Below are 23,860 nucleotides of genomic sequence, written 5' to 3' on the forward strand. Positions count from 1 at the left end.
CCCGGGCGGCGGCCGGACCGGTCAGTCGGCTCCGGTCCGCGTGGCGGTGATCAGGACCGCGGTGTACGGCATGGTGAACGTGCCGCCGAGGGCGTCGAGAGCCGCGCCGGTCCGGGCGATGAGCTCCTCGGTCTGCCGTGGGGTGTGCCGGCCGGTCTCGCCGGTGGTGCGCAGCATCTCCAGCCACGCGTCGCGGGTGTAGGCACGCTCCCACTCGAAACGCTGGTCATCCGGCTCCTCGAAGTCGCCCGTGACGCGCAGGCTCTCGGCCGTCCTGGCGAAAACGGTCCCGTACGCGTCGAGGGCGGGCCGCGTCCAGGGGTCGCGGGGCGCGTCGGGCAGGGCCCGGCGGTACGCCGCGCCGAGCGCCTCCGCGATCTCGGACGTGGGCCGGAAGACGTTCCAGAAGAGCGCGAGGCGGCCGCCGGGGCGCAGCACCCGGGCCGCCTTGGCGGGACCCGCGACGGGGTCGATCCAGTGCCAGGTCTGTGCGGCGACGACCGCGTCGAAGGTGCGCCCGGCGGCGTCCCAGGTCTCGAACGGGGCCACGTCCACGCTCAGTCCGCGGGTGCGGGCGAAGGCGGCCATGCGCGCGTCGGTGTCGACACCGAGGACCGTGCAGCCGGCCGCCTGGAACTGGCGGGCGGCGATGCCGGTGCCGGTGCCCACGTCGAGGAGGTCGGGGCCCGGGGCGCCGCCGACGACGTGCTCGATCAGGGCGTCGGGATAGCGCGGGCGGATCCGGTCGTAGCGCTCGGGGTCCGCGCCGAAGGACTCGGCCATGTCACGTGCCCGGTGCGGCGCCTCGGACGACTCGGGGGCGGGGACGGAACGGTGAGTGGGCATGCGCCCACTCTAATGGGCACCTGCCCACTCATCTACGGTTGCACCACTCCCCCACGACCTCGAGGAGCGACGCAGGTGCCCACCGGTGTGGCCATTCACGATGTGCGCGCCCAGCTGTTCGACGCCGCGGAGCGTGTACTCCTGCGGGACGGCGCGAGCGCGCTGACCAGCCGGGCTGTCACCGTCGAGGCGGGGTGCGCCAAGGGCGTGCTGCACCGGCACTTCGCCGATTTCGACGCCTTCCTGGCGGAACTCGTCCTGGACCGCGTCGCCCGGACCGACGCCCGGGCCCGCGCTCTGCGGGCGTCCGCCGGCACCGGCACCGTCGTCGATCACCTCACCGCGGCCCTCGCCGACCTGTTCGGCCCGGTCGCCGTGGCGATGGTGGGTCTCATCACGTTCAGGGACGGGCTGCGCGCCCGGCTGCGCGCCGCCGGGCAGCGCGGCGTGCCCGTGCTCACCCAGGCCACGGCCATGATCGTCGAATACCTCGGCGCGGAGCGGGAGTCGGGCCGGATCGCGACCGACGCCGATGTCGACACCCTGGCCCTCACCCTCATCGGCACGGGGCATCTGCTCTTCGCGGGCCGGGACGACGGCCCGCCGGAGCCGGAGGCGGTCCGCAAGGTCGTCGTGTCGGTCGTGGCCGGGGCACTCACCTCGGCGGACTCCGGCTGAGGCCCGTCCGGCCGAGCGCGCCTGGGCACATCCGATCGACCGGACAACCGTTTGAGGGGGAGGGTCCGGCCGGCCGTCACCGCTGAGCGGGCCGGGCCGTTGGGGTCCGTGGATGCGCCCCGGCCGACCGACTGCGCGTGCGCGTCCCGGCGGTGGCCACGGCACTGTGCGGGTGTGTTCCCCGTGGCCGCCGCCTTCACGGGGAGGCGATGAACACGGCGGCGGGCCCGCCCCGGTGACCGGAACGGGCCCGCGCGCCCCACGGATCGAGGGGACTCAGCCGCGTGCGGGCTCCAGTTCGCGGTCGTCCTCGACGGGCCGGGGACCGGACAGGCTCTGCTGCAGCTTCTCGCCCTCGACGTCGACGTTCGGCAGCGCCTTGTCGAGCCAACGGGGCAGCCACCAGGCCGACTTGCCGAGCAGCGCCATGACCGCGGGCACGATCGCCATCCGGACCACGAACGCGTCGAAGAGGACGGCGATCGCCAGGCCGAAGCCCATCATCTTGATCATGCTGTTGTTCTCCATGATGAAGCCGGAGAAGACACTGATCATGATGATCGCGGCGGCGCCGACGACCCGGCCGCCGTGCCGGAAGCCGGTCACGATGGCCTCCCCGGGCCGCGCCCCGTGGACGTAGGCCTCGCGCATCCGCGTCACGAGGAACACCTCGTAGTCCATGGCGAGACCGAAGACCACACCGATCATGAAGATCGGCATCATCGACATGATCGGGCCGGGCTGTTCGACCCCGAAGACGTCCGCGAGCCAGCCCCACTGGAAGACGGCGACCACGGCGCCGAGCGCCGCTGCCACCGAGAGCAGGAAGCCGAGCGCGGCCTTGAGCGGGACGAGGACCGAGCGGAAGACCAGCATCAGCAGGAGGAAGGCGAGACCGACCACCAGGAGCAGGTACGGGACGAGCGCGTCGTCGAGGGTCTGCGAGAAGTCGATCGTCATGGCCGTCGCGCCGGTGACCAGGATCTCCGCGTCGTTGTCCGCCGCCCAGGACGTGGCGTCCGAGCGGATCTCCTTGACCAGTTCCTCGGTCTTGTGGTCGCTCGGTCCCGTCTTCGGGACGACCGTGATGATGGCGGTGTCGCCGGCCGGGTTGACCTGGGCGGGGGTGACCGCCACGACGCCGTCGACCTTGGCGAGGTCGGCGCCGACCTGCTTCGCGGTGCCGGCCGCGCCCTTGCCGTCGACGGTCACCATCAGCGTGCCGTTGAAGCCCGCGCCGAAGGACTCGGACAGCATGTCGTACGCCTTGCGCTGGGTGCTGTCCGGCGCCGACGAACCGTCGTCGGGCAGGCCCAGTTCGAGGCTGGTGGCCGGGACGGCGATCGCACCGAGGCCGAGGACACCGACGAGCAGGACGCCGAGCGGGCGGCGCAGCACGAAGCGGGCCCAGCGGGTGCCGAGGTTGGGCTTGCCGGAGCCGGCGATCGGGCCCGCCTGCTTGCGGTCCTTGCGGCGCAGCACCTTCTTGCCCGCGAAGCCGAGCAGCGCCGGGATCATGGTGAGCGCGATGAGGACGGCGATGGCGACGGTCGCCGCGGCGGCCAGGCCCATCTTGGTGAGCATCGGGATGTTGACGACCGCGAGGCCGCTGAGGGCGACGACGACGGTCAGGCCCGCGAAGACGACCGCGGATCCGGCGGTGCCGACCGCGCGTCCGGCGGCCTCCTCGCCCTCGCGGCCCTCGGCCAGCTCGGCTCGGTAGCGGGAGACGATGAACAGCGCGTAGTCGATACCGACGGCGAGGCCGATCATCGAGGCGAGCGTGGACGTGGTGCCGGACAGGTTCAGGACACTGCCGAGCGCGGCGATGCCGGAGACGCCGATGCCGACGCCGATGATCGCGGTCAGCAGCGGCATGCCCGCGGCGACCATCGAACCGAAGGTGAGGATCAGGACGACCGCGGAGATGGCGATGCCGATCAGCTCGGCGCTGCCGCCCATCTCCTGGTCGGCCTCGACCGCGTCGCCGCCCGCCTCGACGGTGAAGCCGTCGGCACGCGCGGCGTCGATGGACTTGGTCAGTGCCTCGTGCGCCTTGTCGGTCAGCTCGGTGCCGGCGACCTTGTACGTGACGGAGGCGTAGGCGGTGGAGCCGTCCTTGCTGACGGCGTTCGCCTTGTACGGGTCGGCGACCGAGGCGACCTGCGGCCCCTCGCCGAGCTGCGTCACCAGCTTCCGCACGTCGGCCTTGGCCGCGGGGTCGGTCAGCTTCTCGCCCTCGGGGGCGCGGACGACGACGCGGGCGGTCGCACCCTCGGAGTTGGCCGCCGGGAACTTCTGGTCGAGGAGGTCGAAGGCCTTCTGGGACTCGGTGCCCGGCATGGAGAACGAGTCGGCGGGCGGGGCCGGCGCGGCCGACGACGCGAAGCCGATCCCGCCGAGCAGCAGCACCCACAACAGGGCCACATAGCGGCGGCGCCTGAAGGACAGCCGCCCGAGTTTGTAGAGGAACGTAGCCACGGCGAAAGGGGCTCCCGTCGGGATCGTGGGCAGGTGCGACCGCCCGACGGTGCGTCGTCGCACGTCAGAGGGTCGGCAGGATCGTTCCTCTATCGTCACTGCCCGCGCGGGCCCGCAGGTCAGCCTCTGAGCCGGACTCCGGACCCGCGTCCGCGGTAGGAGCGGGCGGCCCGTGTCATACCCGGGGAGGAGCCGTGTGCGATACGTGTAGGCCCCCGGGAGCAGTCGCCGGTGCGGCCACGGGTCCAGGACGCCGGGTGGGGCGCGTGGACGACGAATAGGTATGTTGACATACCTATCTCGTCATAGCTATCTTGATCGTCATGTCCTCCTCCCGTGCCGCCCGCAAGGACGTCGAGCGCGTCGCATCCGCGCTCGCGGCGTCCCTGCCGACGCTGCACCGGACCCTGGACCGCCGGATCCTGACGGACTTCCCGCACGACCGGCTGCCCGAGGCGCAGATCGCCCTGCTCCGTCTGGTGGCGGACCGGGACGGCATCACGGTGCGCGAGGCGGCGCACGAGCTGCTGATGCAGCCGAACAATGTGAGCGCCCTCGTCTCGCACCTCACCCGCTCCGGCCTCCTCGACCGGCGCTGCGATCCCGCGGACCGGCGCGTGGCTCATCTGCACACCACCGCGGTGGCCCGTGAGCGCATCGCCGAGGCCGAGGGGATCGCCCGGCGTCATCTCGCCGAGGCACTGCGGCATCTGACGGGCGGTGAGCTGGACGCGCTCGGCTCCGCCCTGGGCGCGCTCAACGCGCTGGACTCCCTGCTGCGGCCGACCGCGGGCTGACGCCCCGCCGGTCCGCCGCGCCCACGCCCTGCCCCCGCCCGCCGGGAGCAGGGCTTCTCCGTGCCCGCCCGGACACGTTCCCCTGTCGTACGAGACAAGACAAGGCAGTCGTATGCCCTCCTCCTCTGTTGCCCCCTCCCCTGCCCGGGTGCCGGCCCCGCCGGGCGCGGCGCCCGCGGGGCGACGCGCCAACCCCTGGCTGACGCTGATCGCCGTCGCCTTCGGCCTGTTCATGGTCGGGCTCGACGGGTCCGTCGTGTCGCTCGCGAATCCGGAGATCGGCCGCTCCCTCGACGCCTCCACCGCGGATCTGCAGTGGGTGACGAACTCCTATCTGCTCGCGCTCGCCGCCGCACTGATCCTCGGCGGCAAGCTCGGCGACCGGTTCGGGCGGCGGACCTTCTACCTGATCGGCGTCGCCGGATTCACGCTGGCCTCGGTGGCCATCGGGCTGGCCGGTTCCGTCGAGCTCGTCATCGCGTTCCGCGCCGCGCAGGGCTTCTTCGGCGCCCTGCTGATGCCGAACACGCTCGGGCTGCTGCGCGCGGTGTTCCCGCCGCGGAAGTTCGGCATGGCCGTCGGCATCTGGGCCATGGTGTCCTCGGTGTCGACCGCGCTCGGGCCCATCGTGGGCGGCCTGCTCGTCGAGCACGTCAGCTGGGAGTCCGTCTTCTACCTCAACGCGCCGGTCGGCGTCCTCGCCCTGATCGTCAGCGTTCTCGTCCTGCCGCAGAGCAGGAACACCGCGGCGGCCGGCCAGAAGTTCGACGTCCCGGGTGTCGTGCTGCTCGCGCTCGGGATGCTGGTCGTGGTGTTCGGCGTGGTCAAGGGCGAGACGTGGGGCTGGAGTTCGGCCGGCACCCTCGGCGCGATCGCCGCGGGCGTGGTGATGCTCGTCCTGTTCGGCGTGTACGAGTCGCGCGTCGCGCACCCGCTGCTGCCGATGCGGCTGTTCCGCAGCCCGGCGCTGACCGTCGGCACCGTGGTCACCGCGCTGAACTTCTTCGTGCTGCTCGGCGGGATCTTCTTCGTGATGCTGTACCTGCAGAACGTGCGCGGGTTCTCGCCCGTCGAGGCCGGTGTCCGCACGCTGCCGCTGAGCCTCGCGTCCGTCGTCGCGTCGCCGCTGGGGGCGGCGCTCACCGACCGGTTCGGGCCGCGTCTGACGATGCCGCTGGGCATGGTGCTGCAGGGCGCCGCATCGTTCCTGATGCTCGGCTGGGGCGCGGACTCCGGATACGCGGCGATGTGGCCGCCGTTCATCCTGCTCGGTCTGGGCGTCGGCATGGTGATGTCCGCGTCGTCCGCCGCGATCGTGGGCAGCGCGCCGGTCGAGGACGGCGGGGTGGCCGGCGGGCTGCAGGCCACCGCGCTGCAGGTGGGCGGCGCGCTCGGCACGTCCGTGCTGATGTCGCTGATCAGCGGCCGGGTCGGCGCGACGCTGGGCGCCGAGCTCCGGTCGGCCGGTGTTGCGGAGCGGGCCGCCGACGGTCTCGCCGAGGCGAAGGACGCCGTGGCCATGGGCGCGGCCCCGGTCTCCGACGCGATGCCCGCGCAGCTGCGGGCGGCGGTCACCGACGGCAGCCACGCGGCCTTCATGAACGGGGTGCACACCGCTGTCCTCGTGACCGGTGTGCTGTGCGTCCTCGGCGCGGTCGTCTCGGCCACGGTGCTGCGGGGGCGGGGCGCCCGGCACTGAGCGGACGAGCCGGGCGCCTGCCCTTACTGCGCGCAGGCGCCCGGCCCCCTCCGCCCTCGGGTCCGCGGTCCGCGCACCCGGTGCGGGTCCGCGGACGCGCTCAAGTGGCCGCAGAGGCGCGGACGTTCGGCTCAGTGCACGGCCGGCACCGGCTGGTCCGTGCTCCGCTGCGCGGCCTGCTGCCCCTTCCGCAGGGACGCGATCCCGATGAAGACCATCGAGAAGACGCCGGTGAGGGCGAAGGCCGTGAAGCCCCGGTCGCCGTTGCCGGAGGCGAGCAGCTGGCCGCCGAGCCAGGGGCCGAAGACGGCGCCGAAGCGGCCCATGCCGGAGGTCCAGCCGACCGCGGTGGCCCGGCTCTCGGGGGCGGAGCGGATCGAGACCGTCGCGTAGATCATGGTCTGGGCGCTGTTCAGGAAGACACCCGCGAGGAAGACCATCACGAAGGTGAGCGCGAGTGCCATGTGGATGCTCAGCAGGTAGACGCTGATCGCCGTGCACAGGAACCAGATCGCGGAGATGCGCGGGGCGCCGAAGCGGTCGGCGGCGCGGCCCGCGACCAGCATGCCGACGATGCCGCCGAGGTTGAAGACGACCACGAACTGCAGCGAGGAGCCGAGGTCGTAGCCCTCCGCGCGCATCAGGGTGGGCAGCCAGGTCGCGACACCGTAGACGAGGAGCAGGCCGCCGAAGGAGGCCAGCCAGTACAGCAGGGTCTGGACCCACTGGTTCGCGCGGAACAGGTCGACGAGCGCGTCCCAGCGGCCCGCTCCGTCCGGTCGCCGCGTCTTCACCGCGGGCAGTTCCACGTCGTACGCGGCGGACAGCCGCTGCGCCTCGTCGGTGCGGCCCTTGGCGACGAGGAAGCTGAGGGACTCCGGCAGCACCTTGGCCATCACCGGCACGAACAGCAGCGGGACGACGCAGAACCAGAACGCGGCCCGCCAGCCGAGCGGTTCGACGACCCAGGTGGCCACGTACGCGGAGAGGATGCCGCCCGCGTGGTGCGCGGTCATCAGGCCGCCGACGATCAGCGCGCCGCGGCCGCGGGGGGCGTAGTCGGAGACCATCGTGATCGCGGTGGGCAGCAGGCCGCCGAGGCCGATGCCGGCGAGGGTGCGGCCGAGGCCGAACGTGGTGACGTTCGGGGCGATCGCGCACAGGCCCGAGGCCAGCGAGAAGAGGGTGACGCAGCCGACCATCATCTTCTTGCGGCCGATGCGGTCGGAGACGGTGCCCGCGGTGAGGGCGCCTATCAGCATGCCAAAGGTGGCGTAGCTGCCGAGGTCGCCGGCCTGGTCCGGGTCGAGGCCGAGCGCCTTCGTGTCGAGCATGTGCGGCAGCACGGAGCCGTAGATGAACATGTCGAGGCCGTCGAAGAGGACGGCGAGCCAGCACAGGGCGAAGACCAGCTTGGCCATTCTGGCGCCGCGGCGCGCGGTCGGCGGGGTCACAGAGGAGGACATCGTTGTTTCCTCTCGTCCGGGAGGAGGGTCCCTGGAGCGGTGGGATGGGGACGGCCGTGCGGCGGCCGGAGCGGGGGGCGTGAGCGGCACGTTAAGAAGTCCCGACTCCGTCGTCAACACTTTTGTTGACAATCTAAGAAACAATTCGGCCCCGGGGTGGGTGGCGGTCCCCGGGGCCGGTGGCTCGCTCAGGCCTCTGCGGGCGGCGTCGCGACGGGAGGTGTGCCGTGGGTGTGGAACGACCGGATCGTCTTCAGGCCCCAGGCCTGGCCCTTCGCGCGCTCCGCCTCGGTCCAGGTGACGAGCGGCCAGTCGGGGGCGAGGACGAGGCGGGTGAGGGGGTTGCAGAGCTCGATGCGGTTGCCGCCGGGTTCGTAGACGTAGAGGAAGAACGTCTGCTGGATGGCGTGCTTGTGCGGTCCCGTCTCGATGAAGACGCCGGTGTCGATGGCGAGGTCGGCGGCGCGCAGGATGTCCTCGCGGGTGTCGGTCGCGAAGGCGATGTGGTGCAGCCGGCCCTCGCTGCCGGTCCAGTCCTCGGTGTAGACGACGTCGTACGACTTGTCCGTGAAGGTCAGCCAGCGGGCGGCGACCCGGCCGGTGTCGAGCCGGATCTGCTCGGTCGGCCGGGCGCCCAGCACGTTCTGCTGGAACTCGGCGTTGGCCAGGACGTCGGCGGCGAGGAAGTTGATGTGGTCCAGGCGGCGGACGCCGACGCCCCGGTCGGGCTTGGCCTGCGGCTGGTTCTTGAGGGCCGGCTTGAGCGCGTCGGGGGCCTGGTAGTGCTCGCTCTCCCAGTAGAGGGCGTGTTCGTGGCCGTCCGGGTCGGTGGTGACATAGAGCTTGCCGAGGCCGGGCTCGTCCTCGGCCCAGTGGCCGCTGCCGCCTGCTTCCTCGACCGCCTTCACACGGCGCTGGAGCGCCTCCTCGCTGGAGGTGCGCAGGGCGAGCCGGCCGAGGCCGGGCTGCTCGCGCGCGGTGAGGACGAGGCTGTGGTGCTCGTAGTCGTCGAAGGTCCGCAAGTAGACGGTGTCGCCGTCGCGGCCGTTGACGGTGAGACCGAGGAAGTCGGTGAAGAAGGCGACGCTGGCGTCCAGGTCCGGGGTGAACAGCTGGGCGTGGCCGACGTGGGCGATGTCGCCGAGGGGCGGAGTCATCCTTGACCTCCTGAGGATCGTGCGGGCAGAGGAGTCGCGGCGGGCCGGGGGAAGACGGTGCCGTCGAAGATCTTGCGGGCGGTGCGGACCACGGCGGTGCGGCGGGCGCGGGGCAGGCCGTCCGGGCCGGTGGTGAGGCTGCTGTCGATGTCGGTGAATCCGGTGGGGTGCTCGATGCGCAGCCGGTCGCCGTCGGCGGGCGGCGCCGCGAGGCCGGCCCCCACGCTGCCTTCGATCCGCAGCCCCGCGGCCACGCTCGCGGCGCCCAGGACCCCGATCGAGGTGTGGCAGCGTACGGGGATGAAGGTGCGGGTGGTGACGGCGCCGCCGTGGCGCGGCGGGGCGAGGAGTGTCAGCTTGGGGACGGTGGTCGCCGAGACGTCGCCGAGTCCCATCAACTCCCCCGCTGCCAGCCTGATGTCACGCAGGCGGAGCGCCAACTCCTCGTTCGCCTCCAGATCCGCCGGGTCCTCGTCACCGGTGACCTTCAGGGACTCGGCGGGGACGAGGACCGTCGGCATCCCGTTGTCGACGCAGGTCACCTCGGTCCCGGAGACGGTGTCGCGGACGTGCCCGGTGGGCAGCAACGGGCCGTTTCCGGGCGGGAAATCGACGACGACCGCCGCGGCGGTGCCGGGTACGCCGGAGATCTCCGCGTCACCCGTGTACGCGACGCGGCCGCCCGGGGTCGGGAAGGTCGCCGTGGCGAGGTCCCCGGTGTTGACCATGCGGATGCGGACGGCGGTCTCATCCCGTCCGGGCGGAACCAGACCGCGCTCGACCGCGAACGGGCCGACTCCGGCCAGGAGGTTGCCGCAGTTCTGACGGTCCGACACCTCCGCTGTTTCGAGGCCTACTTGGAGGAAGAGGTAGTCGACGTCGGCCTCGGGGGCGCCGGAGGGCGAGACGACCGCGACCTTGCTCGTCAGGGGGTGCGCCCCGCCGAGCCCGTCGATCTGGCGCGGGTCGGGGCTTCCCATGATCCGCAGGAGCAGGTCGTCGCGGGCCGCCGGTTCGGCGGGCAGGTCCTCGGCCAGGAAGTACGCGCCCTTGGAGGTGCCGCCGCGCATCAGCAGGCAGCGCACCCCCGCGGGCCCGGTCACGCCCTGGCTCCGGTGTGCTGCTCGTACGTCCGGTACTCGACCCCGAGGTCCTCCAGCGTCGTGCGCAACCCGTAGCGGTCCAGGCCGAGTTGACCCTCCAGGAAGGCGGCGCGGGTGGCGGCCTCCTTGTCCTCGCGGGCCCGGGACTTCTCGGCGGCCTGCGCGGCGCGCTCGCGGGGCACGACCACGACGCCGTCGTCGTCGGCGACGATCACGTCACCGGGGCGGATCACCTGGCCCCCGATCACGACGGGGACGTTGACGCTGCCGCCCGTCGCCTTCAATGTGCCCTGCGCGGACACGGCGGCCGACCAGGCGGAGAAGCCCATGGCGCGCAGCTCCGCGGTGTCGCGGATACCGGCGTTCGTGACGATGCCGCGCACTCCGCGCCGCTGGAGGGCGGTGGCGAACAGTTCGCCGAACATGCCGTCCGTGGACGGGGAGGTGGTGGTGACGACGAGGATGTCGCCCTCGCCGCACTGCTCGACGGCCGCGTGGATCATGAGGTTGTCGCCGGGCCAGGACAGGACGGTGACCGCGGTGCCGGCGACGCGCGTGTCCTGCTGGTTGGGGCGCAGACGGTGGCCGAGCAGTCCGGTGCGGCCCATCGCCTCGTGCACGGTGGCGACGCCGAACCCGGCGAGCGCCTCGACCTCCTCCGGGCCGGCCTTCGGCGGGTTCGTGACGATGACGCCGGGCATCAGGCGAGCTCCTTCGCGATCTGCGGGTAGGGGCGCATGTAGGCCTCGGCCATGGTCCTGTGCGCCAGGCCCAGGTTCGGGCCCGCGTTCCGCTTGAGCTGCACGCCGCGGCGCACGGCGAGGTCGGTGTAGTACTCCCACAGGTGCTGCTGGGCGCCGAGGCACTCCATGGCCTTGCGCTTGGTGTCCCAGACCTCGGTGATGTCGAGCAGGACCTCGGGCCTGAAGCCGCTCATCTCGGGCTGGTGCGGCTCGAAGCAGAAGACGGGCGGGGCCCCGATGATCTCGCCGTCGCCGGGGTAGCCGATGGCCTGCGCGAGGACGCGGGCCTCCAGGGCCATGCGGTGGGCGGCCGGGTGGTCGCCGTTGTACGGGTCCTCGGCGGGATGCGTGAGGACGACGTCGGGCTGGGTCTCGCGGTAGACGGAGACGAGCCGGTCGGTCAGCTCGGCGGTGGCCACGAGCGGGTAGTCGCCGGCGTCGAAGAAGCGGACCTCGGCGCCGAGTTCGGCGGCGGCGCGCTCGGCCTCGTCACGGCGTATCGCCTTGATCTCGTCGAGCCCCCGGCCCTCGCGCCAGGCCTTCGCGGACTCGCCGCGCTCGCCGAACGTGAGGCACGCGAGGGTGACCTTCTCGCCCCGGGCCGCGGCCAGGGCGATGGCGCCACCGGCCCGCCACACGAAGTCCCCTGCGTGGGCGGTGATCACCAGTGTCGATCGGGGCGGGGCGGCGGGCGCGTTGCCGTTGGTCATGCTGCATCTCCTTGCTGACAGGTGTGCGCCCGCCCGGGGCGGCGTCAGCCGGCGCGCAAGGCGTCGATCACGCTGCGGAGGTGGGCGCGGACGGCCGTCTCGGCCGCCTGTGGATCCCTGGCCCGGATCGCCTCGATCACGGCCAGGTGCTCGCTCAGGGACTGCTGCGGACGGCCCGGGCGCAGCGCCAACTGGAAGCGGTGACGCACCAGTTGGGCGTTGAGCCGCTCCAGGAGCCCGACGGCCGTGTGCTGGCCGGAGATGTCCCGGATGCGGGCGTGCAGGTCATGGTTGAGCTCGGAGTAGGAGATCGGATCGCCGTCGGCGACCGCCTTGGACATGGCCTTGCCCAGGTCGGTCAGCTCGTCGAGCTGGGCGTCGGTGGCGTCCTTCGCCGCCTTGGCCGCGCACAGCCCTTCGAGCACCATCCGGCACTCCGTGATCTCCACGGCCTCCTCGACCGTGACCACGCGCACTCGTGACCCGCGATTGCGGATCCGCTCGACCAGCCCCTCGGCGGCGAGGTCGAGCAGCGCCGCCCTGATGCTCGCGCGGGTGACGTCGTACTGCTCGGCGAGTTCGTTCTCCACCAGCCGCTGGGCCGGTGCCATCTCGCCGCGCAGAATCGCCTGCCGCAACCGCTCCAGCGCGTACTGCTTGGCCTGCTCTCCGGAGCCTGGACGGGCTTCCTTCGGCATCTGCCCTCCCTGAGTGAGTGCCTGTCGACGCTAAATCTAGGCCAACAAGATTGTCAACGATTTTGTTTGCGTTTTCCGTGTCGCCGCGACCGCTCCTCGCCCCCGAGTTCACCCGCCGTACGCGCCCGGGCCATCCCCGCCTCCCCTCCCCCTCACGCCAAGATCACAGGATGCGTTCGCCATGTCCCCGACATGAAGGAGCCCTTCCGTGGTCACCCTCCGGACGCCCCTGGCCGTCCTCGCCACGGCCGTCGCCGCGCTCGCCGTGACAGTCACGGCGCCGGTCCGCGCCGCCGCCCCGCCGCCCGCCGTGACACCGCGCGCCGAGACGGCCGCCCTGCACGACGACGAGGCGGGCGGGAACGCTGACGCCGACGACCCGGCGATCTGGCGCGACGCCGCCGATCCGGACCGCAGCCTCGTCATCGCCACCGCCAAACAGGGCGGCCTGCGCGTGTACGACCTGGACGCGCGCGAGGTGCAGTCGGTACCGGCGCCCGCCGCGCCGGGCCCGGACCACGCGCCCGGCCGGTTCAACAATGTCGACCTGGTGCACAGCCCGCGCCTGTCCGACCTCGCGGTCACCACGGACCGCGGCAGCGACCGGCTCCGCGTCTACCGCATCGACCGCGACCGCCCCGGCGGACCCCTCACGGACGTCACCGACCCGGACGCTCCCGCGGTCTTCTCCGGATCCCAGGAGGAGATCGACGAACAGCGCACCGCGTACGGCCTGGCGACCTGGACCGACCGGTCGACGGGCCGCTCCTACGCCCTCGTCAGCCGCCGGGAGCGCACCCGGCTCGCCCTCCTGGAGCTGACCGGCCACCGGGACGGCACCGTCGGCTACCGCACGGTCCGCACCCTCGACCTGCCCGCCGCCTTCCGCCTGCCGGACGGCAGGACGTGGTCACCGTGCGCCGAGCCCGGTGAACTCCCGCAGGTCGAGGGGATGGTGGTGGACCCGGCGAACGGCACGCTGTACGCGGGCCAGGAGGATGTCGGGATCTGGCGGCTGCGCGCCGATCTCACGGGCGCGCCGAAGCTGGTCGACAAGGTGCGCGCGTACGGGGTGCCCGGCACCTACGACGAGGCGACCGAAGAGTGCGTCGCGGGCGCCGACCCCGGCTTCGGCGGCAGCCACCTCACCGCGGACGTCGAGGGCCTGACCCTGGTCGCGCGGAAGGACGGCGAGGGTCTGTTGCTCGCGTCCAGCCAGGGCGACGACACCTTCGCGGCGTACGACCGCGAGGTGTCCGACGGCAACGAGTACGAGGGCGGCTTCCGGGTCGTCCCGGCCTCCGCGGCGCTCGACGGTTCCGAGGAGTGCGACGGCGCGGCCGCGCTGAACGCCCCGCTGGGCCGCCGCTACCCGCACGGCCTCCTGGTCGTGCAGGACGGGCACGACGCGCCCGGCGACCCCGAACGCCCCTCCACCGACTTCAAGTTCGTGGACCTGGCCGAGGTCACCGCCGCGGTGGACGACTGACCGGACCGGCGGGCGGCTCGCCCCACGGCGCCTCCAGCGCGGACCGCAGCGCGGCCACCGCCTCCGCGCCGATGCGGTCGGCGAGCCGCCGCTCCAGTCCGTCGACGGCGCGGCGCGCCCGCTCGTGGGCGCGCCGCCCGTCGGCCGTACGGACGATCAGCCGCTGCCGGACCGACGAGGGGTCCGGCACCTGTTCCAGGAGCCCGGCGGCGACCAGGGTGTGCACGGACTGGTGCACGGTCTGCCGGGTCACACCCGTGCGCCGGGCGAGCTCCGCCACGGTGGTGCCGTCCTCGTCGAGCGCGGCGAACAGCTGTATCTGCGGCGGCGTCACCGCCGCCACCCCGTCGGCGGCCAGCGCGGCGAGCAGCCCTTCCTCGAACCAGCGCCGGGCCTCGCCCAGGAGCTGCGGCAGATCACGTCGGGTCCCGGTCATCGCATCCTCGCGCTCACGCACGGCCCGGGTCCGGGCCCTTGCCCGCCGGCCGCGTCACATGTCAGGGTACCTGACATAAACCGTCAGGCGGCCTGACACAGTGAGGGTGAGCAGTCATGACCATCGAGTACGCGACGCGCTACCGGAGCGCCTCCCGCATCCCGCCCGCGCCCGGAAAGCCGTACGTCATCGAGAAGGGCGAGGGCGACCGGGCCCACCTGTTCGGGGACCTGATCACGGTCTACGCGGGCGGCGAGCAGACCGAGAACACCTTCAACTTCTTCACCTGCGAGGGCCCCAAGGGCGACATCATCCCGGCGCATCTGCACGCCGACACCTACGAGGTCTTCTACGTGACGCACGGCGCGGTCCGTCTGTTCGTCGAGGACACCGAGGGCGAGCAGACCGAACGCCTGCTCACGCCCGGGGACTTCGGCTTCGTCCCGAAGAACTGCCCGCACGCCTACCGCATGGAGCGCCACCACACCCAGATCGTCGGTGTCGCAGCCGGGCCCGGCGGCACCTTCGAGCGGTTCTTCGAGACGCTGGGCACCCCGGCCGAGGAACACGGCCTGCCGCGCACGCCGTTCGTGCCCGAGCCGCAGAAGTTCGCCACCGTGCCCCGGAAGTACGATGTCCAGTTCCTGCCCGACCAGCACTGGAGGACCTCATGACGCCGGCCGAGCTGCTGGGACTGATCGCCGCCCCGCACCCGGACGCCGCGCCCCTGCCCCCGGCCGCCGGGCGCGCGGGCGGGATCCGCGTGCTGCGGGGCGTTCCCTACGGGCTCGTGGACGGCGGCCGGCCGCTGGAGCTGGACCTGTGGCTGCCCGGCCCCGAAGCCGCATCGCCCGTTCCTGTGGTGCTGTTCGCCCACGGCGGGGCCTGGCGGCGCGGACGCCGCGACGACATGGGTGCGCGCACCCGGCCCTGGGAGCCCGGCCCGTTCGAGCGGATCGCGGCGGCGGGGCTCGCCGTCGCCTGCGTCGACTACCGGCTCAGTGGGGAGGCGAACTTCCCGGCGCCGCTGGAGGATCTGCGCACCGCGCTGCGATGGCTCGGGATCCGCGCGGACGAGCTCGGTGTCGATCCGCGGCGCACCGTGGTGTGGGGCGAGTCCGCGGGCGGCCATCTGGCTTCGCTCCTGGCCCTGACCCACACCGATCCGCCGCTCGCGGGCGCGGTCGTCTGGTACGGGCCCGCGGACCTGACGACCGCGCGGCCACCGTTCGACCCCGCCGCTCCGGACACCATGGAGGCCCTGCTGCTCGGAGCGGCGCCGGCGGCCGTCCCCGAACTGGCCGTCGCCGCCAGCCCGGTGCGGCAGGCGCACGCGGACGCGCCGCCCTTCCTCGTCCTGCACGGTGAGGACGACGTGATGGTTCCGGTGTCGCACGGTCAGGATCTGGCGGCGGCACTGCGGGCGGCGGGAGCGCCGGTCGAACTGCGGACGGTGCCCGGGGCGAATCACGGCTGGACCGGCCTGGACGAGGACGGGGTGGAGCAGATCTTCACGACCTCCCTGGAGTTCGCCCTCAAGGTCGGCTGACCTCTTTGCCGGGCGCGAAAGTGCTGGCAGATTGGGGTGCGCCGGTCCGTTTCCCGGATCCGGCGTCAACTTCAGGACTTCGATGACGAGGTGTGCGATGAGCCCGCAGTTCGGCGACTACCAGTACGAGATCTACCTCGACGGACTGCGCGGTGTCGTGCCCTCCCTCCCGATGGAGTTCGGCGCCTTGGAGGAGCGGGCGCGGGCCGCACTGTCGCCGTCCGTGTGGTCGTACGTGGCGGGCGGCGCGGGCGACGAGCACACCCAGCGGGCGAATGTGCGGGCGTTCGAGCGGTACGGGCTCGTGCCGCGCATGATGGTCGGCGCGGCCCAGCGGGACCTGTCCGTCGACCTGTTCGGACTGCGGCTGCCCTCGCCGCTGTTCATGGCGCCGGTCGGCGTGATCGGGCTGTGCGCGCAGGACGGGCACGGGGATCTGGCGACGGCCCGGGCGGCGGCGCGGACGGGTGTGCCGATGGTGGCCTCGACCCTGTCGGTGGACCCGATGGAGGACGTGGCCGCGGAGTTCGGCGACACCCCGGGCTTCTTCCAGCTGTACACGCCGACCGACCGGGCGCTCGCCGAGAGCCTCGTCAAGCGGGCCGAGGCCGCGGGGTACAAGGGCATCGTCGTCACCCTCGACACCTGGGTGACCGGCTGGCGCCCGCGCGACCTGTCGACCTCGAACTTCCCGCAGCTGCGCGGTCATTGCCTGGCCAACTACACCTCGGACCCGCGCTTCAAGGAGCTGACGCCGTCCGACGACCTGCAGGCCGTCGTCGGGTCCTGGGTCGGCCTCTTCGGCAACCCGCTCACCTGGGACGACCTGCCGTGGCTGCGGTCGCTCACCGATCTGCCGCTGATCCTCAAGGGCATCTGCCACCCGGAGGACGTGCGCCGGGCGCGCGACGGCGGCGTCGACGGCATCTACTGCTCCAACCACGGCGGCCGACAGGCCAACGGCGGTCTGCCCGCGCTCGACGCGCTGCCCGGCGTCGTCGAGGCCGCGGACGGCCTGCCGGTCCTCTTCGACTCCGGGATCCGCTCGGGCGCCGACATCGTCAAGGCACTGGCCCTGGGCGCGACGTCGGTCGGTGTCGGACGCCCGTACGCCTACGGGCTCGCGGCCGGCGGCGAGGACGGCCTGGTCCACGTCCTGCGCACGCTGCTCGCCGAGGCCGATCTGATCATGGCGGTGGACGGCTATCCGACGCTCGCGGACCTGACGCCGCAGACGCTCGCCGTCGTGCGGGGGTCCTGAGCCGGCGACGGAGTGGACCGGCTCCACGCTGCCCTGATCGTCACCAGCCGGGATAGCGGTGCCACCAGTACGGGTCCCACCCCTGGATGTACTCGCTGCCGCTGGGTGAGTCGTCGAATTCGAGGACCAGGTCGCGGGCCAAGGTGTCCAGGACCCAGGCCAGTTCGTGGCGGCCGGCCAGGTCGACCGGGAGCGCCTCGGCTCCGTGGACGGCGCCGAGGAGCGCGCCGGTGACGCAGGCGACCGAGTCACCGTCCGGGGCGCCCGCCGCGAACTCCAGCGCGGTCCGGAAGGCGGCGGGCTCGGGGAACGCGGCCGCTGTGTAGAGGCCGCCGAGCAGGGCCGAGGGGGCGGTGGCGTCCGGTGCGAGCCGTGCGAGGCGTCCCGCGTCCACCGGCTCGTCGACCGCTTGCCGGAACGCTGCGGTCAGTCGGCGGTGCTCCTCGCCGGTGAGGGGCTCTCCCACGGACGGCAGCGCGGTGACGCCTGCATGCAGCGCCTCCCGGACGGACGCTCCGGTCCGGGAGGACGCAATGCTCTCAGCGGCGGGATGGCTCAGACAGTGGTGTGCCAGCACGGTCGCGTGAACGGTGGCGGCCTGTGCGGCCGAATCGCCGTGGGTGAGCGCGGCCAGCGCGCCGGCCCGGGAGATTCCTCCGGGGCCGGCGGCCGCGGCGGGGAGGCTGCGGGTCAGCGCGTGGCAGCCCCGGCTCGCGGTGGCCATCCTGTCCTGGCCCTCCTCGATCCGCGACAGGGCCGTCACCGTCGCCGGTGCGCTGCCGCGCCGCTCGGCCAGTACGGGCACGCCCGCGAGCCAGCCGTCCGGCCACGTCGTGGTGCCTGACGCGTTCCAGCGGCGCCGCATCTTCTCCGGCTCAATGCCCTGCAGGTGGGCCCACCGGCAGTAGGCGTGCAGGATCACGCCCGGCGGATAGCAGATCCCCTTGTGGTTTCCGCGTACTTGGGCGCGGATGACGCCCTCGGCGGTGAAGCAGGCCAGCTGTGTGCTGACGCCGGCTCGTAGCGTTCCCGCGGCCGGCAACGTGCCCCGGGCGCCTCCCACCGTGTCCCCCAGAGCCAGGCCGAGCATCATTCCCCGTACGCGGGACTGCCGGGCGAAGAGACGCCTCTGGTGCTCTTTGTCATGGGACAAGGTGGTGCGCCTCTCTGTGGTGTACGGATCCAGGTATCGATTCCAGTGGTGCCGGGCACCTGTCAGCTGCCCGCTCTGACCTGCGCGAGCAGCTCCGTCGCCGTCTCCCAGCGGAACTCGCCCGCGGCGAACCGTACGCCCATCCCGCGCAGCCGCCGGACACTGTCCTGGTAGGCGGGGTGCAGGGCGAGTTGTTCGTTCACGCAGGGCACGGCGACGACGGGTACACGCGCCCCGTAAGCCTCGCAGAGGGTGGCCACGGCGAGGGTGTCGGCGATGCCCGCCGCCCACTTGTTGACCGTGTTGAACGTGGCGGGCGCGACGACGATCGCGTCCGCCGGCGGGAACGGGCGGGGCGTCGTGGGCGTGCGCCACGCGGAGCGCACCGGGCGGCCCGTCCGCTCCTCGACGGCGGCGCGGTCGAAGAAGCCGCCGAGCGCCGTGGGTGTCGCGATCACCCCGACGTCCCAGCCCGCGGCCTGCGCGTCGTCGATCAGCCGCCCGACGCCGTCGGCGATCCGGGCCGCGCACACGACGACGTAGAGGAACGGCTCAGACACGGTCCACCGCCTCGATCAGCTCGGCGAGACACGCCGCGGCCTTCGTCAGGCCGTCGTGCGCAGTGACCGGTTCGTCCAGGTAGACGTCGCGGCGCAGTTCCAGCATGAGGGCGCTGACCCGGGCGTCCGTGCCGTAGTGCCGCAGGGGGACGTACGTCCCGGCGAAGGGGGTGTTCAGACCGATCGCGCCGAGCGGGGCGAACGCCTCGCGGGCCAGGGCCAGCAGCGCGTCGGGGGTGTGGAAGGGATCGGTGCCGAGGCAGACGGGCGGGCGGGGGTCCGTGCCGTGCAGTTCGTAGGGCAGGGCGCGGCTCGGGTACGAGTGGACGTCGATGACGACGGCCCGGCCGGTCGCCGCCAGACGCTCCTCGACGGCCCGGGTCATCGCCTCCGCGTACGGGTGGAAGTACGTGGTGAGCAGGGCGCTCTCGTCGGCGGGCGGTTCGGGGCGCAGCGGCGCGCGCTGCGTGGTGCGGGTGTACACGGCGCCCATGCCGGCCGCGCGCATCTCCTCCCGCTCGTCGGGGAACCGCTCGGGGTCGACGACGAGCCGGGAGCGCTCGTTGACGAAGCGCCACGGGGTCACGGCCGCGGACCGGGCGGCGTGCTCGGCGATGTCCTGGGTGCGGGCGTCGGTGATGAGGTCCAGTTCCCGCTCCAGGGCGGCGTCGTCGAGCAGCAGGCCGGCCCGGACGTCGGGCGGGACCGTGCGGGAGCCGTGGGGCACGTGGAGAAGGACCGGGGAGGCCGGGTCGCCGGGGACCAGCCGGTGCGCGGGTCCCGCGCCGGGTGCGGATCTGTCCGTGGTGTCCATGCCTCCACTCTCTCCCGGCCCGGTGCCCGGTCGGTCCGGAAGGCGCCCTGAGGTCACCCCGAGACGGGCCCGGCAGGGCACCGGTACCGGGTACCGCCCGGTGTGCTCGTCGACCTGGACGGGTCCGCGCCCTGCCTTCTCGTGCCCGACCCGACCGCGCTACTGCGGGACCCGCGCATTCAGCGCCTGCTGCATGAGCGGGCCGGGATCGCGGGGCCCGAGGTGCCGCTGCGCCAGGGCCGCCGACTCCTTGCGGTGGGCCCGCACCCTGCGCGCCCACGGGCCGGGCGACGGTCCGCTGCGGCTCGCCCGGCTGCTGCTCGCGGACCCCGCGCTGGTGCGGCTCATGGCCGCCCGCAGGCTGGCACCGCTGGCCGCGCTCACCCCGAAACAGCGCGACCGGCTCGCCCACACCCTGCTCGCACACCTGCAGAGCCCGCACGGCAGCGCGCCCGAGCTGGCCGAGCGGCTGGCGATCCATCCGCGGACGGCCCGCCGCCGGCTGCATCACCTCCAGCGCCTGTTCGGCCCGGCACTCGACGACCCGGACGCCCGTTTCGAACTGGAGGCGGCGCTCCGGGCCGACCTGGGCTGATCGGTCGGGTGACCTGCACAGAAAGGCCTGGGGAATATGCCATGCGCCCCCTCCGTTGATCGCGTCGAAGAGGAGGTGACCGTGGAGCAGAAGTACTACACGCACGGGACGGCCGCGGAGCGCTGGGAGCGGGCGCGGATGTTCTTCGACGCGAAGGAGTTCACGACCGCCGCCGGGATCCTGGACGGTCTCGTCGAGGAGGTCCCGGAGCAGGTCGGTCCGCGTCTGCTGCTCGCCCGCTCCTACTACCACTCGGCTCAACTGCGGCGCGCCGAGGACCAGTTGCGCATCATCGTCGAGCGCGACCCGGTCGAGCACTACGCCCGGCTGATGCTCGGGCGGACGCTGGAGCGCCAGGGCCGGGACGCAGAGGCGGCGCCGCATCTGCGGATGGCGGCGGCCCTCTCGGGGGATTTCCCGGAGGCCTGAGCCACTCCAGGGCGGACGGTGCGGCCGGTGCGCGAGCCCGGCCGCACCGCTGTGAGCAGGAGCTCGGCTAGCCTGGGCGGACGATGAACCGCACTGATCAGCCCGCCCCGGCCCACCGTCTGACCACACCGTGGGGAGACGTGGACCTCACCCGTTTCCCGGCGGACCCCCGCGACCAGCTGCGCGCCTGGGACGCCGCCGACACGTATCTGCTCCAGCACCTCGCCGGCAGCGGCACCGACCTGTCCGGCGCGGTCGTGGTGGTGGGCGACCGCTGGGGCGCCCTCGGCACGGCACTGACCGGGGCCGACGGCTGCGCGCCGACGCTGATCTCGGACTCGTACCTCGGACAGCGGGCGACGGAGGAGAACCTGACGCGGGCCGGGCGGTCCGGGGCCCGGCTGCTCACCACGCGCGACACCCCGCCGGACCGCGTCGACGTGCTCCTGGTCCGGGTGCCGAAGAGCCTCGCCCTGCTGGAGGACCAGCTGCACCGGCTGCGGCCCGCGCTGCACGCGGACACCGTTGTCGTCGGCACCGGCATGGTGAAGGAGATCCACACCTCGACGCTGAACCTGTTCGAGCGGATCATCGGTCCGACCCGCACGTCGCTCGCCGAGAAGAAGGCGCGGCTGGTCTTCAGCACGCCGGACCTGTCGCTGTCCCCCGGCCGGAACCCGTGGCCGCACCGCTATCGGCTGCCCGACGGCATCGGCCCGTCGGCGGGGCGCACGGTCGTCAATCACGCGGGGGTGTTCTGCGCCGAGCACCTGGACATCGGCACCCGGTTCTTCCTGCAGCATCTGCCGCGGGCCACGGGCGCCGCGCGGATCGTCGACCTGGGATGCGGCAACGGCGTCGTCGGGACGACCGCCGCGCTGACGGCCCCGGACGCGGAGGTCCTGTTCACCGACGAGTCGCACCAGGCGGTGGCCTCGGCCGAGGCGACGTACGCGGAGAGCTGCGGCGACCGGCCCGGCAAGGCCGTCTTCCGGGTCGGGGACGGCCTGGCGCAGGTGCCCGCCGCGAGCGTCGACCTGGTCCTCAACAATCCGCCCTTCCACACGCACCAGGCGACGACGGACGCCACGGCCTGGCGCATGTTCACGCAGGCGCGGGCCGCGCTGCGGCCGGGCGGCGAGCTGTGGGTCGTCGGCAACCGGCACCTCGGCTACCACCTGAAGCTGCGCCGTCTCTTCGGCAACAGTGAACTCGTCGCCAGTGACCCGAAGTTCGTGGTCCTGAAGGCCGTCAAGCAGGACCGGTCACCGGGCCGGGGGCGGGGCGGTCAGCGCCGGTGAGGCGGCGAGCGCGGCGGCCAGCAGGCTCACCGCGCCGCACCCCGCCAGGAACACCCCGGCGCCCCAGGCCGCGGTGACGAGCCCGGCGAGCGGGAACAGGAACGGGCTGAGGCCGAGCGTGCACAGCGAGGTGACGGAGGTGACCCGGCCGACGTAGCCGGGTGCGGTCCACTGCTGGAGCAGCGCGTGCCCGAGGATCATCGGGATGCCGCTCGCGGCGCCGAGCAGCGCGCACAGCGCCACGGCGACGGCCGGTCCCGGTCGGGCCAGACCGAGCGCGGTGACCAGGGCGGCCGTGGCGAGCAGGCAGCCGGCGAGCACGGCGCCGGGCGCCGGGACGCGGGGCAGGGCGGTGAGCGCGACGCCCACGACGGCGCCCGCGACGCTGAACACGCCGAGGAGCAGGGACAGCGTGCCGGGGCTCCAGCCGCGCTCCCCGGTCAGCAGGACGAGGGCGGTGCCGACCGGGCCGCTGAAGCACATCTCGCCGAGCCCGATGACCGCGACGAGGCGCAGGAGGCGCCTCCGCCCTCTCAAGTACCTCAGCCCGTCGCGCAGTTGGCTCCACCCGGAGGTCTCGGCCCGTACCGTGCCGCCCGGCGCCCGCAGGACGAGCAGCAGGGCGAGCGAGAGGCCGAACAGGGCGCCGACCCCGGTGAACGCGCCCGCCGCGCCGCCCGCGGTCAGCGCCGCCGCGGCGGCGAACGGCCCGGCGGTGTTGGCGAAGCGCACCGCGAGGGAGCGCATGCCCTGCACCTGCGTGAGCTGCCCCGGCACGGTCAGGCGTGTCGGCAGCGCGCCCACGGCGGGCAGGAACAGCGCGTCGGCGACGCCGAAGCAGACCGCGAGCGCGCACAGCACGGGGAGTTCGGGTCCGCGGGCGTACGTCAGCGCGGCGGCGGCCAGGATCGTCAGGCACCGTACGAGATCACTGCCGATGAGTACCCGGCGCGGGCCCAGCCGGTCGGCCAGGACGCCGCCGAACAGCATCAGGACGGCCCGCGGCACGGCTCCCGCGGCGAGTACGAACCCGGCCCGCGCCGGTCCCGCGGCTTCGGCGGCGGCCCAGGTCAGGGCGGTGAAGTAGACGACGTCCCCGGTGACGGACGTGGTGTAGGCGCCGAGCCAGCGCAGCACGTTCGCGTCGCGGTGGGCGGCGGGGGCATGCGTCGTGGCGGTCACGGCTCCAGGGCCCGGTCCGCCGGGAACGCCTGGAACTGCACGGTGGCCGCGGCCGCGCCCGGCGCGGGCTCCTTGTCCCGGTACCGTGCCACGACGGCGTACAACTCCTGCTTCAGCGCTGCGAGTTCCTCAGGTGTGACGTGGACGGTGAGATCGGTGAAGGCCGAGACCCCGAACCACTCGTCGGGCATGCCGGGCAGCTGCGCGGCGGCCCGGCGCAGCGTCTCGGCGGCGGCGAGGGCCACGGCCTGCGAGTACGCGCGCCCTTCGGTTCCGCCGCGCTCGGCGGGGTCGTGCTGCGAGCCGCGGTGCAGGGCCCGCCACCAGCGGTCGCGCCGGTTGCCCCGCTCGGCGTCCTCCTCGATGAGCCCGCCCGCGGCGAGCCGCCGCAGGTGGTAGCTGGCGGCCCCGGAATCCAGGTCGAAGTGCTGAGCCAACTGCCGCGCGGTGGAGGGCCCTTGCTGTCGCAGCCGGTTCAGCAGCGCGAGCCTCATGGGGTGCGCGAGGACGCGCAGGGCGGCGGTGTCGAGGGTGATGTCGCCGTGCGGCGCGGGGCGCGGGGAATCGGGCAGGTCTGCCATGCGCCGACCCTAGAAGCAGAAGACTCCTTCCGGAAGAGTTCTTCGCGAACACTTCTTCGCGATGCAGCCATTCATCCGGTGCGGCGCAAGCGATTACTACGCCTCCCACCCTCCCAGCCATAGTAAAAAGCA

General features: G+C 73.1%; 24 protein-coding genes. 10 read left to right on the forward strand and 14 right to left on the reverse strand.

Annotation, left to right across the window (positions count from 1 at the left end):
* Positions 1-21: 21 nt before the first annotated feature.
* A complete protein-coding gene (locus ACQUQD_RS04625; RefSeq protein WP_428950630.1) occupies positions 22-846 on the reverse strand; it encodes a class I SAM-dependent methyltransferase in 825 nt (274 codons plus the stop codon).
* A gap of 75 nt (positions 847-921) precedes the next feature.
* On the opposite strand from ACQUQD_RS04625, the gene ACQUQD_RS04630 reads away from it, so the two are divergent.
* The gene (locus ACQUQD_RS04630) at positions 922-1,524 is read left to right on the forward strand and encodes a TetR/AcrR family transcriptional regulator (protein WP_428950631.1); all 603 of its coding nucleotides are present in this window, start codon (positions 922-924) and stop codon (positions 1,522-1,524) included.
* A 276-nt stretch (positions 1,525-1,800) separates the two neighbouring features.
* Here ACQUQD_RS04630 and ACQUQD_RS04635 read toward each other — a convergent pair whose 3' ends face one another.
* Positions 1,801-4,005: an MMPL family transporter gene (locus ACQUQD_RS04635; RefSeq protein WP_428950632.1), complete on the reverse strand. Its 2,205-nt coding sequence runs from the start codon at positions 4,003-4,005 to the stop codon at positions 1,801-1,803.
* Between the two features lie 323 nt (positions 4,006-4,328).
* Between ACQUQD_RS04635 and ACQUQD_RS04640 the strand changes: the two genes are divergently transcribed.
* Together ACQUQD_RS04640 and ACQUQD_RS04645 are read left to right on the forward strand one after the other, a co-directional pair.
* Positions 4,329-4,802, forward strand: coding sequence for a MarR family winged helix-turn-helix transcriptional regulator (locus ACQUQD_RS04640; protein WP_428950633.1), 474 nt, complete (start codon positions 4,329-4,331; stop codon positions 4,800-4,802).
* A gap of 112 nt (positions 4,803-4,914) precedes the next feature.
* Positions 4,915-6,501 carry a DHA2 family efflux MFS transporter permease subunit gene (locus tag ACQUQD_RS04645; RefSeq protein ID WP_428950634.1) on the forward strand — a complete coding sequence of 529 codons (1,587 nt, stop codon included), beginning with the start codon at positions 4,915-4,917 and terminating at the stop codon, positions 6,499-6,501.
* A 131-nt stretch (positions 6,502-6,632) separates the two neighbouring features.
* Here ACQUQD_RS04645 and ACQUQD_RS04650 read toward each other — a convergent pair whose 3' ends face one another.
* From ACQUQD_RS04650 to ACQUQD_RS04675, 6 genes are all read right to left on the reverse strand, one after another.
* Positions 6,633-7,967 (reverse strand): MFS transporter, encoded by a 1,335-nt coding sequence (locus ACQUQD_RS04650; protein ID WP_428950635.1) that lies wholly within the window; start codon positions 7,965-7,967, stop codon positions 6,633-6,635.
* 188 nt (positions 7,968-8,155) lie between these two features.
* A complete protein-coding gene (locus tag ACQUQD_RS04655; protein ID WP_428950636.1) occupies positions 8,156-9,124 on the reverse strand; it encodes a VOC family protein in 969 nt (322 codons plus the stop codon).
* Positions 9,121-10,227: a 4-oxalomesaconate tautomerase gene (locus ACQUQD_RS04660; RefSeq protein ID WP_428950637.1), complete on the reverse strand. Its 1,107-nt coding sequence runs from the start codon at positions 10,225-10,227 to the stop codon at positions 9,121-9,123. Before ACQUQD_RS04660 ends, ACQUQD_RS04655 begins: the two co-directional genes overlap by 4 nt.
* Positions 10,224-10,928, reverse strand: coding sequence for a 4-carboxy-4-hydroxy-2-oxoadipate aldolase/oxaloacetate decarboxylase (locus ACQUQD_RS04665; protein ID WP_428950638.1), 705 nt, complete (start codon positions 10,926-10,928; stop codon positions 10,224-10,226). Before ACQUQD_RS04665 ends, ACQUQD_RS04660 begins: the two co-directional genes overlap by 4 nt.
* Positions 10,928-11,680 carry a PIG-L deacetylase family protein gene (locus ACQUQD_RS04670; protein WP_428950639.1) on the reverse strand — a complete coding sequence of 251 codons (753 nt, stop codon included), beginning with the start codon at positions 11,678-11,680 and terminating at the stop codon, positions 10,928-10,930. The genes ACQUQD_RS04665 and ACQUQD_RS04670 overlap by 1 nt, the downstream gene beginning before the upstream one ends.
* Positions 11,681-11,724: 44 nt before the next feature.
* Positions 11,725-12,378, reverse strand: coding sequence for a GntR family transcriptional regulator (locus ACQUQD_RS04675; RefSeq protein WP_428950640.1), 654 nt, complete (start codon positions 12,376-12,378; stop codon positions 11,725-11,727).
* 208 nt (positions 12,379-12,586) lie between these two features.
* Between ACQUQD_RS04675 and ACQUQD_RS04680 the strand changes: the two genes are divergently transcribed.
* Positions 12,587-13,867 carry a phytase gene (locus ACQUQD_RS04680; RefSeq protein ID WP_428950641.1) on the forward strand — a complete coding sequence of 427 codons (1,281 nt, stop codon included), beginning with the start codon at positions 12,587-12,589 and terminating at the stop codon, positions 13,865-13,867.
* On the opposite strand, the gene ACQUQD_RS04685 is transcribed toward ACQUQD_RS04680, so the two are convergent.
* A complete protein-coding gene (locus ACQUQD_RS04685; protein ID WP_428950642.1) occupies positions 13,845-14,303 on the reverse strand; it encodes a MarR family winged helix-turn-helix transcriptional regulator in 459 nt (152 codons plus the stop codon). The two genes, ACQUQD_RS04680 and ACQUQD_RS04685, sit on opposite strands and share 23 nt — an antisense overlap.
* A gap of 116 nt (positions 14,304-14,419) precedes the next feature.
* Here ACQUQD_RS04685 and ACQUQD_RS04690 point away from each other — a divergent pair, with 116 nt between their 5' ends.
* From ACQUQD_RS04690 to ACQUQD_RS04700, 3 genes are all read left to right on the forward strand, one after another.
* Positions 14,420-14,977, forward strand: a complete 558-nt coding sequence (locus tag ACQUQD_RS04690) for a quercetin 2,3-dioxygenase (protein ID WP_428950643.1) — start codon at positions 14,420-14,422, stop codon at positions 14,975-14,977.
* The gene (locus ACQUQD_RS04695; protein ID WP_428950644.1) at positions 14,974-15,852 is read left to right on the forward strand and encodes an alpha/beta hydrolase fold domain-containing protein; all 879 of its coding nucleotides are present in this window, start codon (positions 14,974-14,976) and stop codon (positions 15,850-15,852) included. Before ACQUQD_RS04690 ends, ACQUQD_RS04695 begins: the two co-directional genes overlap by 4 nt.
* Positions 15,853-15,949: 97 nt before the next feature.
* On the forward strand, positions 15,950-17,113 hold the full coding sequence (locus ACQUQD_RS04700; RefSeq protein WP_428950645.1) for an alpha-hydroxy-acid oxidizing protein: 1,164 nt from the start codon (positions 15,950-15,952) through the stop codon (positions 17,111-17,113).
* A 40-nt stretch (positions 17,114-17,153) separates the two neighbouring features.
* On the opposite strand, the gene ACQUQD_RS04705 is transcribed toward ACQUQD_RS04700, so the two are convergent.
* The 3 genes from ACQUQD_RS04705 to ACQUQD_RS04715 all read right to left on the reverse strand — a co-directional run bounded on the left by ACQUQD_RS04705 (position 17,154) and on the right by ACQUQD_RS04715 (position 19,640).
* Positions 17,154-18,266 (reverse strand): ADP-ribosylglycohydrolase family protein, encoded by a 1,113-nt coding sequence (locus ACQUQD_RS04705; RefSeq protein ID WP_428950646.1) that lies wholly within the window; start codon positions 18,264-18,266, stop codon positions 17,154-17,156.
* Between the two features lie 62 nt (positions 18,267-18,328).
* Positions 18,329-18,826: a flavoprotein gene (locus tag ACQUQD_RS04710; protein WP_428950647.1), complete on the reverse strand. Its 498-nt coding sequence runs from the start codon at positions 18,824-18,826 to the stop codon at positions 18,329-18,331.
* Positions 18,819-19,640 (reverse strand): N-formylglutamate amidohydrolase, encoded by an 822-nt coding sequence (locus tag ACQUQD_RS04715; protein ID WP_428950648.1) that lies wholly within the window; start codon positions 19,638-19,640, stop codon positions 18,819-18,821. Before ACQUQD_RS04715 ends, ACQUQD_RS04710 begins: the two co-directional genes overlap by 8 nt.
* Positions 19,641-19,833: 193 nt before the next feature.
* Here ACQUQD_RS04715 and ACQUQD_RS04720 point away from each other — a divergent pair, with 193 nt between their 5' ends.
* From ACQUQD_RS04720 to ACQUQD_RS04730, 3 genes are all read left to right on the forward strand, one after another.
* Positions 19,834-20,235 (forward strand): helix-turn-helix domain-containing protein, encoded by a 402-nt coding sequence (locus ACQUQD_RS04720; RefSeq protein WP_428950649.1) that lies wholly within the window; start codon positions 19,834-19,836, stop codon positions 20,233-20,235.
* Positions 20,236-20,373: 138 nt separating this feature from the next.
* A complete protein-coding gene (locus ACQUQD_RS04725) occupies positions 20,374-20,664 on the forward strand; it encodes a tetratricopeptide repeat protein (protein WP_428957452.1) in 291 nt (96 codons plus the stop codon).
* Positions 20,665-20,783: 119 nt separating this feature from the next.
* Positions 20,784-21,965: a methyltransferase gene (locus ACQUQD_RS04730; RefSeq protein WP_428957453.1), complete on the forward strand. Its 1,182-nt coding sequence runs from the start codon at positions 20,784-20,786 to the stop codon at positions 21,963-21,965.
* On the opposite strand, the gene ACQUQD_RS04735 is transcribed toward ACQUQD_RS04730, so the two are convergent.
* Both ACQUQD_RS04735 and ACQUQD_RS04740 read right to left on the reverse strand, forming a co-directional pair.
* Positions 21,930-23,147 (reverse strand): MFS transporter, encoded by a 1,218-nt coding sequence (locus ACQUQD_RS04735; protein ID WP_428950650.1) that lies wholly within the window; start codon positions 23,145-23,147, stop codon positions 21,930-21,932. The two genes, ACQUQD_RS04730 and ACQUQD_RS04735, sit on opposite strands and share 36 nt — an antisense overlap.
* A complete protein-coding gene (locus ACQUQD_RS04740; RefSeq protein WP_428950651.1) occupies positions 23,144-23,728 on the reverse strand; it encodes a helix-turn-helix domain-containing protein in 585 nt (194 codons plus the stop codon). The genes ACQUQD_RS04735 and ACQUQD_RS04740 overlap by 4 nt, the downstream gene beginning before the upstream one ends.
* Positions 23,729-23,860 lie beyond the last annotated feature (132 nt).

It is taken from the genome of Streptomyces sp. cg35 (assembly GCF_050410835.1).
Lineage (GTDB): Bacteria > Actinomycetota > Actinomycetes > Streptomycetales > Streptomycetaceae > Streptomyces.